Origin of the sequence: Synechococcus sp. WH 5701 (genome assembly GCF_000153045.1) — a bacterium.
Classification (GTDB): domain Bacteria; phylum Cyanobacteriota; class Cyanobacteriia; order PCC-6307; family Cyanobiaceae; genus Regnicoccus_A; species Regnicoccus_A antarcticus.
This window is the reverse complement of the sequence record NZ_CH724159.1, coordinates 1,360,880-1,376,406: the sequence shown is the minus strand read 5'-3', so window position 1 is coordinate 1,376,406 and position 15,527 is coordinate 1,360,880. Positions and strand designations below refer to the sequence as shown.

Below are 15,527 nucleotides of genomic sequence, written 5' to 3'. Positions count from 1 at the left end.
CCATGACCATCAGCCCTCCCCTCGATGCCGCCCCGACCCCCCAGGGTCATGACGCGGCTCACGCCAATCACAGCCTCACTGGCTTCATCATCTTTCTCTGCTCCGAGAGCGTCATCTTTCTGGCGTTCTTCAGTGGCTATGCGGTGCTGAAGCTCTCGGCCCTGCAATGGCTGCCGCCAGGGGTGGAGGGGCTGGAGTGGCGCAGCCCCCTGCTCTACACGCTGGTGCTGGTCTCCAGCAGCGGCACGGTGGCCCTGGCCGAGCGCTGCCTCTCCAAGGGTCAGCTCTGGGGCTTCCGTGCTTTCTGGCTGCTCAGCATGGCGATGGGGGCGGTGTTTCTCTATGGCCAGGCGATCGAATGGCGCTCACTGGCCTTCGGCATCACCAGCGGCAGTTTCGGCAGTTGCTTCTACCTGCTCACAGGCTTTCATGGCCTGCACGTGCTCAGCGGCATCCTGCTGATGGCCCTGATGCTGCAGCGCTCCTTCCGCCCGGCCAACTACGCCGCCGGTGAGCAGGGGGTGATTGCCACCTCCCTGTTCTGGCACTTCGTGGATGTGATCTGGGTGATGCTCTTTCTTTTGCTCTACGCCTGGTCATGATCCTCGACGACCAGCACCACGATGTGATCGTGATCGGCTCCGGTGCCGCCGGAGGCACCATGGCCGGAGCCCTCGCGGCCAAGGGCCGCACGGTGCTGCTGCTGGATCGCGGCGGGGCCATGGACCTGGCCGATCAGAACGTGGCCAGCGTCGATCTGTTCCGAAAAGACCGCTATCACCCCGGCGACGACTGGTTCGGCCCCGACGGCGATCCCTTCTCCCCCCAGACCATCTACGCCCTCGGCGGGAATACCAAGATCTGGGGCGGGGTGCTCGAGCGCATGTGGCCGCGCGAGTTCGAAGGCCTGCCCCTGCAGGAGGGTGTCGCCCCCGCCTGGCCCCTCAGCTACGACGAGCTCGCCCCCTGGTACGACCGTGCCGAGGCCCTCTACCGCGTCCATGGCCGTGCCGGCACGGATCCGCAGCAGCCGCCGCGCAGCGGCCCCTATCCCCATGAGCCGCTGCCGCTGGATCCAATCTTTGAGCCGTTGCGCCAGGGGCTGCAGCGCCAGGGCAGCCATCCCTACGACCTGCCGCTGAGCTGGTCGGAGCAGCCGGAGGATCCCAGTGGCGACGCGGAACTGTTCGGGGTGCATCCGGCCCTGGAGCATCCCGGCACCCGCCTGATCAGCAACGCCCGCGTCACCCGGCTGCATGTGGATCCCAGCGGCCGCGAGGTGAAGGGGGTGCAAGCCGAGATCGATGGTCAGAGCTGGATGTTCCTCGGCGATCAGGTGGTGCTGGCCGCCGGTGCGGTGAACACCCCAGCGCTGCTGCTGCGCTCCCGCAGCACACTCCACCCCAACGGCCTGGCCAATGGCTCCAGCCAGGTGGGCCGCCACCTGATGAAACCCCAGCTCACCGCCATCCTGCAGCTGGCCCGCGAGCCCCACAGCGGCCGCTTCCCCCGCAGCCTCGGCGTCAACGATTACGTCTGGGGTGATCAGAACGTCAGTTTTCCGCTCGGGCACATCGAAACCGGTGGCGGGGTTCTGCAGGACGCCCAGTTCGCCGAGTCGCCGCCTGTGCTCTCGCTCGTGACGCGGCTGCTGCCCAACGCCGCCCTGGAGCAGCTGGCGGTCCGCTCGATCTGCTGGTGGGCGATGAGTCCGGTGCTGCCCGATCCCGAGAACCGCATCGAGCTGCGCGGGGAGCGGCTGAGCATCCAGTACTTGGCCAACAACCTCGAAGCCCACGACCGCCTCGTTTACCGCTGGCTCTCCGTGCTCAAAGCGGTCGACGCCGATCCGCTCACTCCCCAGGTGCGCCCGGCCCCCTTCTACCCCCGCGGCGAGGCACCACTGGCGGTGATCGGCCACGCCTGTGGCACCTGTCGCATGGGCAACGATCCAGCCCACTCGGTGGTCGATCGCGACGGTCGCGTCCATGGCCTGGCCAACTTGACCATCGCCGATGCCAGTGTCTTCCCCAGCTGCCCGATGGTGTCGCCCGGCCTCACCGTGATCGCCAACGCCCTCCGGATGGCGGAGCGGCTCTAGGCTTCCCCTATCAGGGGATTGGAGGATCGAACACCAATGGCCGAACGCGGATCCCCCGCCAGTCCCATCCTGGCCAGTGCCATCGCCGGGGCGGTGATCGGTGCCGCCGGTCTGGCCTGGTGGCTGCTGGCAGAGGCCGAGAGCCGCCGCCTGGCCCAGCGGCAGCGGCGCAGCCTCACCCTCTCGCGCCTGCAGGCGGGCTCCCGCGACGGCGATGACGGCGAGCGCAGGCCCCTGCTGGAGCGGGAGCTGCAGCACAAGGTGAACGAGCTGAACCGGGCGATCGAAGACGTGCGCCGTCAGCTGGAGACCCTCAGCCCCGAAGCCTGAGCCGCGGCAGCACGCCTCGGTAAGTTGCTTGCGGTGCCACAGAAGGGTTCATGCTCCGTTCCGCCGCCATCACCGCAGGCGTTCAGCGTTCTCCCAACCGCGCCATGTTGCGGGCCGTGGGCTTCGGCGACGGTGACTTCAACAAGCCGATCATCGGCATCGCCAATGGCTACAGCACGATCACGCCCTGCAACATCGGCCTGAACGATCTGGCCCGCTGCGCCGAGGAGTCTGCCCGTCTGGCTGGGGCCATGCCACAGATGTTCGGCACGATCACCGTCAGCGACGGGATCTCGATGGGCACCGAGGGGATGAAGTATTCCCTGGTGAGCCGGGAGGTGATCGCTGATTCGATCGAAACCGCCTGCAACGCCCAGAGCATGGATGGCCTGCTGGCCATCGGCGGCTGCGATAAGAACATGCCCGGCGCCATGCTGGCGATGGCGCGCATGAACATCCCGGCGATCTTCGTGTACGGCGGCACGATCAAACCCGGCCGGCTCGGCCCCTGCGACCTCACCGTGGTGAGTGCCTTCGAGGCTGTTGGTCAGTTCTCGGGCGGTCGCATCGATGAGGAGGAACTGCTGGCGATCGAGAAGAACGCCTGCCCCGGCGCCGGCAGCTGCGGCGGCATGTTCACCGCCAACACGATGAGTTCGGCGTTCGAAGCGATGGGCCTGAGCCTGCCGGGCAGCTCCACCATGACGGCCGAGGATCCGGAGAAGGCCGAGAGCGCTGCCCGCTCCGCCGAGGTGCTGGTGCGGGCCATCGAGGCGAACATCCGCCCCCGTGATCTGATCACCCGCGAGGCGATCGAGAACGCCATCAGCGTGATCATGGCGGTGGGGGGGTCCACCAATTCGGTGCTGCACCTGCTGGCGATCGCCCGCACCGCCGAGGTGCCGCTCACGATCGACGATTTCGAGACGATCCGTCAGCGGGTGCCGGTGATCTGCGATCTCAAGCCCAGCGGCCGTTTCGTGACGGTGGATCTGCACCGGGCCGGCGGCATTCCCCAGGTGATGAAGCTGCTGCTGGATGCCGGCCTGCTGCACGGCGATTGCCGCACCATCGAAGGCCTCACGCTCAAGCAGGTGCTGGCGGAGGTGCCCAGCGAGCCCCCCGCCGATCAGGACGTGATCCGGCCCCTCTCCAATCCGCTCTATGCCAAGGGTCACCTGGCGATCCTCAAGGGCAACCTGGCCGAGGAAGGGGCCGTCGCCAAGATCAGTGGCGTCAAGACCCCGGTGATCACGGGGCCGGCCCGGGTGTTCGAGAGTGAGGAGAGCGCCCTGGAGGCGATCCTCGCCGGTGAGGTCCATGCCGGTGATGTGGTGGTGGTGCGCTACGAGGGCCCGGTGGGCGGGCCCGGCATGCGTGAGATGCTCTCGCCCACGGCCGCGATCGTGGGCCAGGGCCTGGGGGAATCGGTGGCGCTGATCACCGACGGTCGCTTCAGCGGGGGCTCCTACGGCCTGGTGGTGGGCCATGTGGCCCCCGAGGCCGCCGTGGGCGGCACCATCGCCCTGGTGCAGGAGGGCGACAGCATCACCGTTGATGCCCATCAGCTGCTCATCCAGCTCAATGTGGAAACCAGCGAGCTGGAGCGGCGCCGGGCGGCCTGGGTCAGGCCCGAACCGCGCTACCGCACTGGAGTGCTGGGCAAGTACGCCCGGCTGGTGAGCAGCAGCAGCCTGGGGGCGGTCACCGATCAGGGTTGAGCAGGGCTGAGCAGGGCCCGCAGCCGCCGGGCCAGGGCCTCCAGTGCCGCACCCGCGACAGGCCGCTCGCAGCGCTGGCCACTGTCGCCATCCATCCAGACCGGGTGGTTGCCCTGCCAGAGCATGGGGTGATCCGTTTGCTCTGGCCAACTCAGCATCAGGTGCAGATCCTCTCCACTGCGGTAGATCTCCAGCTCGATGTCGTTGAGCTCCGCCCGCTCACCATCCGCCCGGCGGCACTGCAGCCTCAGGGTGCACTCCTCTTCGCCCGGCTCGGAGCTGATCACCACGGCGTGGCGGTGGGGTTTCAAGCAGAGATCAGCCGCCGCCGCCACCCGCCTGAGCAGATCGTTGGGGCCGGGCCCATCAACGGCTTCGCTCAGGCTCTCCACCTCAGGGAACGGCCCGGATCGCTTCGATACCGAGGCGCAGGGCACCGGCGCGGAAGCCGGGATTGGGCCGGCCATCGTCACCGAACTTCGAGTGCAGGATCTGCAGCCGTGTGATCCGGGAGGGATCAAAGCGCAGCAGGGGCAGCGCCATGGGCTGGGCCCGCACCGAGGCCTTCAGCTTCTCGAAGGGGATCTCCACGGTGGTTAGGCCCTCCGAACTGGTGGCGAATTCGCTCACCCAGCGCAGCCCTCCTGGGATCAGCTCCGTGAGGCCAGCCACCCCATCGGCGCAGGCCACCGCCAGCTTGTAACGCCGTCCGTCGCCGAGCAGATCGAGCTGGAGGGCCCGGTAGGCGCTCAGATCCAGGGGCGGTGAGAACAGGGGGGAGCGGCAGCTCACGAAGCCGCCACCGGTTTCGATCACCTCCGCCTCCAGCACCAGCCCCGATGGTCCGCTGCGGCAGACGCCGCTGCTGCTCCCGCCCATGATCGTGTCGTTGAGGGCCAGCCAGCCACTGAATCCATCACCGCTCACCACCAGCAGGGGTGCCACCATCAGGGCCAGCTCGATCACTCCCCCAAGCCTGCCGCAGCGGCGGCATCGGCGAGGATCAGCACCGGCTGGCGGGGGCTCACCAGCCGTGCCGGGGTGCGCTCGGGTGATTCTTCGGGATCCAGCAATCGGCGCAGGGCCTGCTGCTTGCCCGCTCCGCTCACCTGGAACAGCACCTGGCGCGCCGCGCTCAGCACCGGAGCGGTGAGGGTGACGCGGGGCAGCCCCTTGCCTTCGCTCACCGTGGCTTCTCGATCGGTCACCGCGGTGGCCGGGGTGCCGGGAAAGAGCGAGGCTGTGTGGCCGTCCTCCCCCAGACCCAGCAGCACCAGATCGAAGACCGGTGGATCCCCGGCGCAGGTCCTGGCCACCAGGGCGGCATAGGCGGCGGCGCTGGCCTCGGGGCTTTCCAGATCGGTGGGCACCGGCTGGAAATGGGCCTCGGAGCCAGGGCCCTCCGCCAGCAGGGTCTGGCGCAGCATCAGGGCGTTGCTGGAGGGGTCGTCGGCCGCCACCCAGCGTTCATCGCCCAGCAGCACATCCACCCGCTGCCAGGGCAGCCGCTCCCGCGCCAGCAGCCGGTAGGCGGCGGCGGGGGTGCCACCGCCGGCCAGAGCGATCTGGGCCCGGTCACGCTGGGCCAGGGCCAGATCGATGCAGGCGGCGATGGTCTCGGCGGTGCGCCGGGCCAGTTCGTCGCCGTCGGCGGCCACTTCGATCCGGTAGCTCGCCGGCGACTGGCTGCGCATCACAGCCACTCGGTGTGGAAACTGCCCTCGCGGTCCACCCGTTGGTAGGTGTGGGCGCCGAAGCAGTCGCGCATGGCCTGCAGCAGGTTCTGGGGCAGCCGGGCCGTGCGGTAGCTGTCGATGTAATCGAGGGTGCTGCTCAGGCAGGGCACGGGAATGCCGGCCAGGGCCGCACCGGCCACCACCTGACGCAGGCCGCTCAGTCGGGCGTTCACCTGCTCGGCGAACCAGGGGTCCACCATCAGGTTGGCCAGATCCGGATTGGTGTCGTAGGCGTTCTGGATGCGCTGCAGCAGCTTGGCGCGAATGATGCAGCCCCCCTTCCAGATCTGGGCGATCGAGGAGAGGTTGAGGTGGTACTCGTGCAGGGCGGAGGCCTCCACCATCAGGGCCATGCCCTGGGCGTAGCTGGCGATGCAGGCCAGAGTGATGGCATCACGCAGGGCCGGCATGCCCTTGGAGGGTTCCCCCAGCGACACCGCAGCGGCCGCCGCCGGAGCATCGATCACGCTGGCCGCCGCCAGACGCTCGCTGTGCAGGGAGCTCATCACCCGGGCATTGAGCGCCGCGTAGATGGTGGGCACCGGCACTCCCATCTCCAGCGCGCTGACCACGGTCCATAGACCGGTGCCCTTCTGACCGGCCACGTCGAGGATCTTCTCCACCAGATCACCGCCATCCTCGGGATCACGGGTGCGCAGGCAGACCTCGGTGATCTCCACCAGATAGGAGGAGAGCTCCTCGAGCTGGTTCCAGCCGTCGAACACCTGGGCCATCGCCAGGCCATCCATGCCGGCGCAGCGCTTCATCAGGTCGTAGGCCTCCACCAGGATCTGCTCGATCCCGTACTCGATGCCGTTGTGGACGGTCTTGACGAAATGGCCGGCACCGCCGGGGCCGATGTAGGTGACGCACGGGCCGTCGTCGACCTGGGCGGCCATCTTGCGCACCAGCCCCTCGATGGCGTCGTAGGCGGCCTTGGTGCCGCCGGGCATCATGCTCGGACCCTCCAGGGCCCCCTTGGCGCCGCCGGAGACCCCCATGCCGATGTAGCCGAAGCTCTGGCTCTCCAGCTCCTTCACCCGCCGCTCGGTGTCGGTGTAGAGGGAGTTGCCGCCGTCGATCAGCAGATCACCGTCCTCCAGCAGAGGGGAGATCTGGGCGATCATCGCGTCGATGGGTGAGCCCGCCTTGATCATCATCAGAATGCGGCGGGGTCGCTCCAGGGCTCCGACGAACTCCTCAAGGGTGTGGGCGCCGATGATGTTCAGCCCGGCAGCCCGCCCCTTGAGGAAGTCTTCGGTCTTGGCGTAAGTGCGATTGAAGACGACGCTGGAGTAACCGTTGCGTTCGGCGTTGAGGACCAGGTTCTCGCCCATCACTCCGAGGCCGATCAGGCCGAAGTGTGCTTTGCTCATGAGAAGTTGGCGTGCAGGCCGTTCGGATTCAGTGTGGCCTTGAGCCTGCCCGAACGCCGTTGGCTCGCGCCCTGTGTCAGCAAGCGCTCAGATCACGGTGCCGTCGGCGATGGTGGCGTTCTTCTCCACCACCACGATGCCGTTGCGGATGTAGAAGCCCAGTTCAGGCCGGTCGGCCTCCTCGATCCCGTCCTTGTTGACGATCGTGACGTTGCGCCCGATGCGGACGTTCTTGTCGAGGATCGCCCGGCGCACGGTTGTGCCGCGGCCCACCCCCACCGGGATGCCGCCCCGTTCGCGCAGCACGGCCCGCTCCTCGCTGGATTCGAAGAAGTCGGCTCCCATCACCAGGGTGTCCTGCAGCACCACTTCACTTTCGATGCGCGAGCGAACGCCGAGCACACAGTGGTGAATGCTGCAATCCTGCAGCAGGGAACCTTCGCCGATGATCGACTGGGTGACCTGGGCATCCAGAAGCTTGCTGGGCGGGAGGTAGCGGGGTCGGGTGTAGATCGGAAACTTCTCGTCGTAGAAGGAGAAGGCCGGCCTCGGTTGGTCGGTCAGGGCCAGGTTGGCTTCGTAGAAGGCCCCGATCGTGCCGATGTCCTCCCAGTAGTCATCGAAGAGGTAGGCCCTGAGATTGTCACCCTGACCAAGCGCGGTGGGAATGATCTCCTTGCCGAAATCGGTGGAGCCGGGGTTCTGCGCCAGCAGATCGAAAAGCGTGTCGCGGCTGAAGACATAAATGCCCATCGAGGCCAGGTAAGGCCTGCGGGTGGCCTCGGCTTCCGCCAGTCCCAGGCGGGCCGTGTCCACTTTCATGGCCTCAAGGGCTGCGCCCTTGGGCTTCTCGGAGAACTCACGAATGCGGCCATCGAGGTCGGTGCGCATCAGCCCGAAGCCTTCGGCCTGTTCGGCGTCCACCGGCAGGGCTCCCACCGTGAGGTCGGCGCCGGACTGGATGTGGTGATCCACGAAACGGCTGTAATCCATCCGGTACAGCTGATCGCCGGAGAGGATCAGGTATTGATCCACGTCCCATTCCTGGAACAGCCACTGGTATTTGCGCACGGCATCGGCGGTGCCCTCGAACCAGGTGGGGCTGTCGGGGGTCTGCTGGGCGGCCAGCACTTCCACGAACCCCTGCCCGAAGCCGGCGGAGAGGTTGTAACTCTGGGTGAGGTGCCGGTTCAGCGAGGCACTGTTGAACTGCGTGAGCACGTAGATCTTGTTGATCCCCGAGTTGATGCAGTTGCTGATCGGTATATCGATCAGGCGATACTTGCCGGCGAGTGGTACAGCCGGCTTGGCCCGCATCTTGGTGAGGGGATAGAGCCGGGTGCCGGCGCCTCCGCCGAGAATGATCGCCAGAACCCGCTTCATCACTGCCCTCCGAGACTGCTGCCATCAGCGTGGGTGCACCGTACCGGATCAGGTGCCTCCAGAAGCCCGTACGCCAGGGCTGAACACAAAAACGTGGCAAGCCGCTGTAGCCCAGGCCACATCAGCTCTCCTCGTCCTCTCCGTCGAGAGCAAAGAGCTGGTGGAGCACCTGCATCGCCTGATGGCGCTGCTGGCGGGGCTGGGGTGCCCGCAGGTTGGTGACCGGGCTATGCAGGATTTTATTTATGATGCCCTTGCTCAGGGCTTCCACCACCTTGCGCTCCCGCGCTGAGAGGTCGGGACCCATGCGGCTGAGGGCCTTCTGCAGTTCCTGCTCGCGGATCTGTTCCAGCTGCTGGCGCAGGCGGTTGAGGGTGGGGACCGCCTCCAGCCCATCCCACCATTCCAGGAACTGACGAGCCTCCTCCTGCAGCAGCCCTTCGGCCTCCACGGCGATGTCGCGGCGGGCCTCCTGGTTGCGGGTCACCACCTCCTGGAGATCGTCGACGTCGAAGGCGTCGACACCGCCGAGATGGCTCACGTCGGCGCTGATGTTGCGAGGAACACCGATGTCGATGAGCATCAGTGACGAGCGCCGGTTCAGGCCGCTGAGCCGCCCGGCGTCGATGATCGGCTCCTCGGCTCCAGTGCTGGTGAACACCAGGGAGCAGGTGCTCAGGCAGTGGTCCAGGTCGCTCAGCGGGCGGCACTGGACGGGGAATTCAGGGAAATCAGCGGCCAGGGCCTCGGCACGTTCCGCCGTGCGATTGAGCAGCACCAGGCCGCGGCAGCCCTTGGCCTGCAGGTGCTGCAGCAGCAGCCTGGCCATGCGCCCGGCCCCCACCACCGCCACCTGCTCCTGATCCAGTGGCACGAGCTCGTCGAGGCCCCGGGCCTGGCCCACTTTGAGCTGGGCCAGTTCCACGGCGGCGGAGCTGATCGAGACCGCACCGGTGCCGAGGTTGGTTTCGCTGCGTACCCGTTTGCCGGTGCTCACCGCCTGGTTGAGCAGGCGGTTGAGGATCGGTCCGATCGAGCCGTGTTCCTGGCCCAGCCGCACCATCTTCTTCACCTGGGAGAGGATCTGACCCTCCCCCAGCACGAGGCTGTCGAGGCCGGCGGCCACCCGCAACAGATGGGCCACCGCTTCCTCGTGGTGGTAGGTGAACAGATGGGGCGTGAGCTCCCCGAAGTCGAGCCCGGAGTGCTGGCTCAGGAAGCTGCCCACGGCATGGATGCCCTGCTCGGGGCTGCGCAGCAGGGTATAGATCTCGAGCCGGTTGCAGGTGCTGAGGATGGAGGCCTCCAGAACCTGCGAGTCCCCGCGCAGGTTCTGGAGGGATTCCTCCATGGTCTGCTCGGGGATGCTCAGTCGCTCCCGGATCTCCACCGGAGCCGTGCGGTGGCTGAGGCCGACGACGGCGATGTGCATGGGAGGCGGCTCAGCGCAGGGCGACGCTCTGGGCGCCGGGCTTGATGTGCACCGTATCGGTGAAGCGGGCCGAGGAGTCGAGCGAGCTGATGATCAGGCTGCTGGTGCGGGTGCAGTCGCGCTCGAACACCACCCCTTTGAACAGCAGGCCGGGGGTGATGCCACTGCCGGCAAACACAACGTTCTCACCGGAAGCCAGCTCTTCGGCCTCATAGACCTTGTCGATGTCGGTGATGCCCATCGAGTTGAGCCGCTCGATGTTGCCTTCCTTGGTGTAGTCGGCCCACTCGCTGGTCTGGGCAATGGCGGGGTCATACACCAGCTGGCCCTGGAAATGGGCGCCGAGGCAGCGCAGGGCAGCAGCGGAGATCACGCCTTCTGGTGCGGCGCCGATGCCCATCAGGCAGTGGGTGCCGGTGCCGGCGAAACCGCAGGCAATCGCGGCTTGAACGTCACCGTCGCTGATCGGCTTCACCCGGGCGCCGGTGGCGCGGATCTCCGCGATCAGGTCCTTGTGGCGGGCGCGGTCCATCACCACGATCGTCAGATCGCTGGCGGGCATGCCCAGGCATTCGCTCAGGATGGCGATGTTCTCGGTGGCGCTCTTGCGGATGTCCACCTTGCCCTTGGCGGCCGGGGGTGCAGCCAGCTTCTTCATGTAGAAGTCGGGGGCGTTGAACAGTCCGCCGCGGTCGGAGGCGGCCAGCACCGCCATCGAGCCGTCCTGGGCGTTGGCGCAGAGATTGGTGCCCTCGCAGGGATCCACGGCGAAATCGACGCCGGGGCCAGTGCCGCTGCCCACTTCCTCACCGATGTAGAGCATGGGGGCCTCATCCCGCTCGCCCTCGCCGATCACGATCCGGCCCTGCATGGCGATGGAGCCCATGCGGGTGCGCATCGCTTCAACGGCGGCGGCATCGGCCTCATCTTTCTTGCCGAGCCCGGTGAGGTGGGCGGAGGCGATGGCGGCCTGCTCGACGACTTCGAGCAGTTCCTGAATGAGGGTGCGATCCACGACGGTCCGGCAGGGGGGAGAGAAGGCGTCAGCAGAAAGACAGGCAGACCAGCTGCAGCAAGGTCTTTCCGACAAGAAGCGGGCGTCACTGTATCAGCGCCGCGTGGGAGGCCCCACCCCACGTTCCTACAATCACCAGGCTCCCTTCGCCCCCGGTGGCCCCAACCATGAGCACGAAGCCTCTGGTGATCGCCCCGTCGATCCTTTCCGCTGATTTTGCCCGCCTCGGTGACGAGGTGAGGGCCGTAGACGAGGCTGGAGCCGACTGGATCCATGTCGACGTGATGGACGGCCGTTTCGTTCCCAACATCACCATCGGCCCGCTGATCGTCGAGGCCCTGCGCCCCGTCACCAGCAAGCCCCTCGATGTCCACCTGATGATCGTGGAGCCGGAGCGCTATGTGGGCGATTTCGCCAAGGCAGGCGCCGACCACATTTACGTGCAGGTGGAAGCCTGCCCGCACCTGCACCGCAACCTGGGCCAGATCAAGGACCTCGGCAAGAAAGCTGGCGCCGTGCTGAACCCCGGCACTCCCCTGGAAACCCTCGAGTACTGCCTCGAGCTCTGCGATCTGGTGCTGATCATGAGCGTCAACCCCGGATTCGGGGGCCAGAGCTTCATCCCCTCGGCTGTGGAGAAGGTCCGTCGCCTGCGCCGGATGTGCGACGAACGTGGACTGGATCCCTGGATCGAAGTGGATGGGGGCCTCAAGGCCAACAACACCTGGCAGGTGGTGGAAGCCGGCGCCAACGCGATCGTGGCTGGTTCGGCCGTGTTCAACGCCCCCGACTACCGCGCGGCGATCGAGGGAATCCGCCACAGCCGCAGACCTGCGGCCGTGCTGGCCTGAGCAACGGGGGGACCGAACAACGGGGGGACCGGGCCTTTGGCTTTGGCCCGGCTTCCCCGTCAGGCGCCCAGGAACCAGCCGTAGCTGTGCAGGCCGATGCCCAGCAGGTTCACGCCGATGTAACAGACGACGATGACCACCAGACCCGCCGCTGCCACCAGGGCGGGACGGCGGCCCTGCCAGCCCCGACTCAGCCGGCTGTGCAGATAGGCGGCGTAGACCAGCCAGCAGATCAGAGCCCATGTTTCCTTGGGGTCCCAGCTCCACCAGCTGCCCCAGGCTTCATTCGCCCACACGGCTCCACTCACCAGGCCCACCGAGAGCAGCAGGAAGCCCACGGTGATCGTGCGGTAGCTGAGGCTGTCGAGTTGCTCGCTCACCCCGATCGACACGCTGCTCAGGCGCAGCTCGCCCGCTTCACCGGCCAGCTTGGCCTGGCGATAGCCGCCGCTGCCGATGGAGCTGCTGCGCAGTTGCAGGTCCTGGCCGCGATCGGTGAAGAGCACGGCCACCGAGAGCAGTGATCCCACCAGGAGAGCGGCGTAGCTCACCATGATCACGCTCACGTGCATCACCAGCCAGCTGGAGCGCAGAGCCGGCACCAGGGGTGAGGCTTCCTGCAGCCGATCGGGCAGGGCGAAGCTGGCGAAGGCCAGGCAGCCCAGGCCCATGGGTGTTGCCGCGGCCGGCACCAGTGGACTGGGCCAGGAGCGCTCCACCAGCAGCTGGGTGAGGGTGCAGGCCCAGGCCAGGAAGCAGAGGGATTCGTAGAGGTTGCTGATCGGGAAGTGGCCGGAGTCCCACCAGCGCAGAGTGAGCTGGGCCGTGAGGCTCAGATTGGCGGCCGCAACCAATAAGCGGACTGCGCTGCTGGAGCGGCCGCCGCTGAGGCCCCAGAAGGCCAGGGGCAGGGCCAGCAGCAGCAGGGCGAAGGCCAGCAGGCCGAGGGAGAGAACCGGTTCGTTCACTGCAGCGCGCTCAAGGCGGGGCGGATCTGCAAGCCAGTCTGCCTGCAGGCCTGGCTGGACGGGGACCGGTTCAGCGGCTGGCCTGGCGCAACAGCAGCAGGCCCAGCAGCAGGCCGATCAGCACCGGGGACCAGGCCGCCAGCACGGGGCCGAGTGTGCCCTTCACCCCCAGGGAGCTGAAGATGAACGACATCAGGTAATAGGAGAAGATCAGCAGCACGCTGATGCCGAACCCCTGGCTGCGGCTCGTGCGGGCATTGGGCCTGACCCCGAGGCTGCTGCCGATCAGGCCGAACACCAGGCAGATGGCCGGAAAGGCGAACTTCTCCTGGATGCGCACCCTCAAGCGCCGGGCTTCCTTCTGATCGCCCGCTTCCCTCAGCAGAGTTTCAGCCCGCAGGGCTTCTGACACCGACATGCTGGCCGCATCCTTGGGCAGGGCCGCCAGCTTGAGGGGTCCCTGGTCGAGCGGGTAGAGATAGCGATCGAACTTGGCTGAGGTGGTGGTTTCGCTGTCGCCCACCAGCACAATCTGCCCGTCGCGGAATTCCCACATCCCCGCTTCATCGTTCCAGGTGCCCGTTTTGGCCTTGAGGATCTGGGTTCCGCTGGGGCGGCTGAAATCAAGGACCGTGACTTCCTCCATCTCTCCATCCTTGAACTGCCGGGAGTAAAAGAGTTGGGAGAGGTAGCGCTCGCTGCCACTCTCATCAAGCTTGCTGGGGCGACGGCTGAAGCGCGAATAGATGATGTTGCTGCCCTTCTCCGCCGCGATCGCCTTGCCAAGGGCCTGATTCAAGGTGTTGGTCGCCTCCAGATTGGCGCTGGGAACGATCAGGTCGTTGAACACGAAGGTGAGCAGGCTCATCAGCACCGCCACGATCAGGGCCGGCAACACCATGCGCCAGGTGCTGACCCCGACGCTGCGCAGGGCAATCAGTTCACTGTTGCTCGAGAGGGTGCTGTAGGCCAGCAGGGTGGCCATCAAGGTGGCCATCGGAAACGAGAGCACCAGGAAGCCGGGCATCCGCAGTCCAAGCACCTGCAGGGCCGTGAGCAGCGGCAGACCCGATTCGGCTACACGCCGCACCAGCTCGAATACCACCCCCACCGAGAGCGACACTGCCGTGAAGGCCGCGACACCGAACAGCAGCGGACCCATCAGCTCGTTGGTGAGCCAGCGATCCATCAGGGGTAACCGCTGCCAGGAGAGCATGAACGGCTTCAGCACCCGCTGAACCACCGGTGTGGTCTGTGGCTTGGTGGATGCGCTCACAATTGGAATCCCTCGCCCAGATAGTGACGCCGCACCAGGGGGTTGCTGGCCACATCCGAGGAGGGGCCCGAGGCAAGAATGCTCCCCTCGGTGAGGATGTAGGCACGGTCGGTGATGGCCAGCGTCTCGCGCACGTTGTGGTCGGTGATCAGCAGGCCCATGCCCCGCTGGCGCAGATTGCCGATCAATGCCTGCAGATCGGCAACCGCCAGGGGATCGACGCCCGCGAAGGGTTCATCCAGCAGCAGATAACGCGGTCCCTCGCGGCCCACGGCCAGGGCCCGAGCCACCTCACAGCGCCGGCGCTCACCACCTGAGAGCTGGAAGCCTCGGCGGTGCTGGAACCTGCTGAGATGAAATTCCTCGATCAACTCCTCCAACCTCTGGCGCCGCACCCGCACCGGGGTTCCGCTCTGTTGCAGGGCCAGCTGCAGGTTCTCGCGGGCCGTGAGCTGGCGAAACACACTGGCTTCCTGGGGCAGGTAGCCGATGCCCAGACGCGCCCGTTTGGGCATCGGCAGGCCTTCGACCCGGCGTCCATCCAGCAGCACCTGACCCTTGTCGGGCCTGAGCTGACCCGTCACCAGGTTGAAGGTGGTGGTCTTGCCCGCTCCGTTGGGTCCCAGCAGGCCCACCACTTCTCCGGGTTCCAGCTCCAGGCTCACCTCCTTGACCAGGGGACGGCCGCCCAGGCTCAGGGTGACGCTCTCCAGGGAGAGGCTCATCGAAGCGGCGGGGTGAGGGGCTGAGGTTGCGCTCCCGGCGGCTGAACCTGGGGTGTGGTCTGAATCAGGAGTTTGCTGAACACCTGCTGGCCTTCCAGGGGCTGGGCCAGGGCCCGTTCCCGCTCCACCAGGTAAGTGACCCGGTCGGCCCGCAGCAGGTTGCCATCGTCCTGGACCACATCCACATCGCCGCTGAGAATGATCATCCCCTCCCGGGTGAAGTACTGGGCCTGTCGGGAGGTGGCCACCACCCGGCGGTCGGGATAAACGATCCGGACGTTGCCCGTGGCGGTGATGATCCCGGTGACGTTGTCGGCCTGCTGGCGGTCGGATTCGATCGTGACCTGGCCGGTGGGTGCAGGGGCTGGCACTGCCGGCACTTGGTCCAAAGCGGGGCCGACCTGTTCACCGGGCTGGATCGGCTGGGCACGGCTGCTCTCCGCTGAAGCCAGCATCAGGAGCATGGCTGCCAGGGCCGGCATCACATGACGTCGCCTTGGCCACCGGAGCGGTTCGGACATCTCGACGGGGCTCACCTGCTGGGCAGTGCTCACATCTCAGCGGCAATGGTGGGTGTTGAACCAATCTGAGTTGGCAATCTACGGGCCGATGT

16 protein-coding genes are annotated in these 15,527 nt (G+C 66.8%); 5 read left to right on the top strand and 11 right to left on the bottom strand.

Going from position 1 to position 15,527, the window contains the following annotated elements:
• Positions 1 to 2 precede the first annotated feature (2 nt).
• The 4 genes from WH5701_RS07910 to ilvD are packed head-to-tail and all read left to right on the top strand — an operon-like array spanning position 3 to position 4,152.
• Positions 3 to 602, top strand: coding sequence for a heme-copper oxidase subunit III (locus tag WH5701_RS07910; RefSeq protein ID WP_006171654.1), 600 nt, complete (start codon positions 3 to 5; stop codon positions 600 to 602).
• Positions 599 to 2,101, top strand: a complete 1,503-nt coding sequence (locus tag WH5701_RS07905; protein WP_006171653.1) for a GMC oxidoreductase — start codon at positions 599 to 601, stop codon at positions 2,099 to 2,101. Before WH5701_RS07910 ends, WH5701_RS07905 begins: the two co-directional genes overlap by 4 nt.
• Positions 2,102 to 2,137: 36 nt before the next feature.
• On the top strand, positions 2,138 to 2,431 hold the full coding sequence (locus WH5701_RS07900) for a hypothetical protein (RefSeq protein ID WP_006171652.1): 294 nt from the start codon (positions 2,138 to 2,140) through the stop codon (positions 2,429 to 2,431).
• A gap of 50 nt (positions 2,432 to 2,481) precedes the next feature.
• Complete coding sequence (gene ilvD, locus WH5701_RS07895) at positions 2,482 to 4,152, top strand: dihydroxy-acid dehydratase (RefSeq protein ID WP_037979792.1); 1,671 nt, start codon at positions 2,482 to 2,484, stop codon at positions 4,150 to 4,152.
• Here ilvD and WH5701_RS07890 read toward each other — a convergent pair.
• From WH5701_RS07890 to glpX, 7 genes are all read right to left on the bottom strand, one after another.
• A complete protein-coding gene (locus tag WH5701_RS07890) occupies positions 4,143 to 4,544 on the bottom strand; it encodes a hypothetical protein (protein ID WP_006171650.1) in 402 nt (133 codons plus the stop codon). The two genes, ilvD and WH5701_RS07890, sit on opposite strands and share 10 nt — an antisense overlap.
• 1 nt (position 4,545) lies before the next feature.
• On the bottom strand, positions 4,546 to 5,100 hold the full coding sequence (locus WH5701_RS07885) for a CIA30 family protein (protein ID WP_037980751.1): 555 nt from the start codon (positions 5,098 to 5,100) through the stop codon (positions 4,546 to 4,548).
• Between the two features lie 14 nt (positions 5,101 to 5,114).
• Positions 5,115 to 5,846 (bottom strand): 6-phosphogluconolactonase, encoded by a 732-nt coding sequence (gene pgl, locus WH5701_RS07880; protein WP_037979791.1) that lies wholly within the window; start codon positions 5,844 to 5,846, stop codon positions 5,115 to 5,117.
• Positions 5,846 to 7,264: an NADP-dependent phosphogluconate dehydrogenase gene (gndA, locus tag WH5701_RS07875; protein ID WP_006171647.1), complete on the bottom strand. Its 1,419-nt coding sequence runs from the start codon at positions 7,262 to 7,264 to the stop codon at positions 5,846 to 5,848. Before gndA ends, pgl begins: the two co-directional genes overlap by 1 nt.
• Before the next feature lie 87 nt (positions 7,265 to 7,351).
• Positions 7,352 to 8,647: a glucose-1-phosphate adenylyltransferase gene (locus WH5701_RS07870; RefSeq protein ID WP_006171646.1), complete on the bottom strand. Its 1,296-nt coding sequence runs from the start codon at positions 8,645 to 8,647 to the stop codon at positions 7,352 to 7,354.
• 121 nt (positions 8,648 to 8,768) lie between these two features.
• A complete protein-coding gene (locus WH5701_RS07865; RefSeq protein ID WP_006171645.1) occupies positions 8,769 to 10,079 on the bottom strand; it encodes a glutamyl-tRNA reductase in 1,311 nt (436 codons plus the stop codon).
• Positions 10,080 to 10,089: 10 nt separating this feature from the next.
• Positions 10,090 to 11,094, bottom strand: a complete 1,005-nt coding sequence (glpX, locus tag WH5701_RS07860; protein WP_006171644.1) for a class II fructose-bisphosphatase — start codon at positions 11,092 to 11,094, stop codon at positions 10,090 to 10,092.
• A gap of 167 nt (positions 11,095 to 11,261) precedes the next feature.
• Here glpX and rpe point away from each other — a divergent pair, with 167 nt between their 5' ends.
• Positions 11,262 to 11,945 carry a ribulose-phosphate 3-epimerase gene (gene rpe, locus WH5701_RS07855; protein ID WP_006171643.1) on the top strand — a complete coding sequence of 228 codons (684 nt, stop codon included), beginning with the start codon at positions 11,262 to 11,264 and terminating at the stop codon, positions 11,943 to 11,945.
• 59 nt (positions 11,946 to 12,004) lie between these two features.
• Here rpe and ccsB read toward each other — a convergent pair whose 3' ends face one another.
• From ccsB to WH5701_RS07835, 4 genes are all read right to left on the bottom strand, one after another.
• The gene (ccsB, locus tag WH5701_RS07850) at positions 12,005 to 12,913 is read right to left on the bottom strand and encodes a c-type cytochrome biogenesis protein CcsB (RefSeq protein WP_006171642.1); all 909 of its coding nucleotides are present in this window, start codon (positions 12,911 to 12,913) and stop codon (positions 12,005 to 12,007) included.
• 70 nt (positions 12,914 to 12,983) lie between these two features.
• On the bottom strand, positions 12,984 to 14,189 hold the full coding sequence (locus WH5701_RS07845; RefSeq protein ID WP_006171641.1) for an LptF/LptG family permease: 1,206 nt from the start codon (positions 14,187 to 14,189) through the stop codon (positions 12,984 to 12,986).
• Positions 14,186 to 14,914, bottom strand: coding sequence for an LPS export ABC transporter ATP-binding protein (gene lptB, locus WH5701_RS07840; protein ID WP_006171640.1), 729 nt, complete (start codon positions 14,912 to 14,914; stop codon positions 14,186 to 14,188). Before lptB ends, WH5701_RS07845 begins: the two co-directional genes overlap by 4 nt.
• On the bottom strand, positions 14,911 to 15,435 hold the full coding sequence (locus WH5701_RS07835; protein ID WP_198005153.1) for an LPS-assembly protein LptD: 525 nt from the start codon (positions 15,433 to 15,435) through the stop codon (positions 14,911 to 14,913). The genes lptB and WH5701_RS07835 overlap by 4 nt, the downstream gene beginning before the upstream one ends.
• Positions 15,436 to 15,527: the final 92 nt, after the last annotated feature.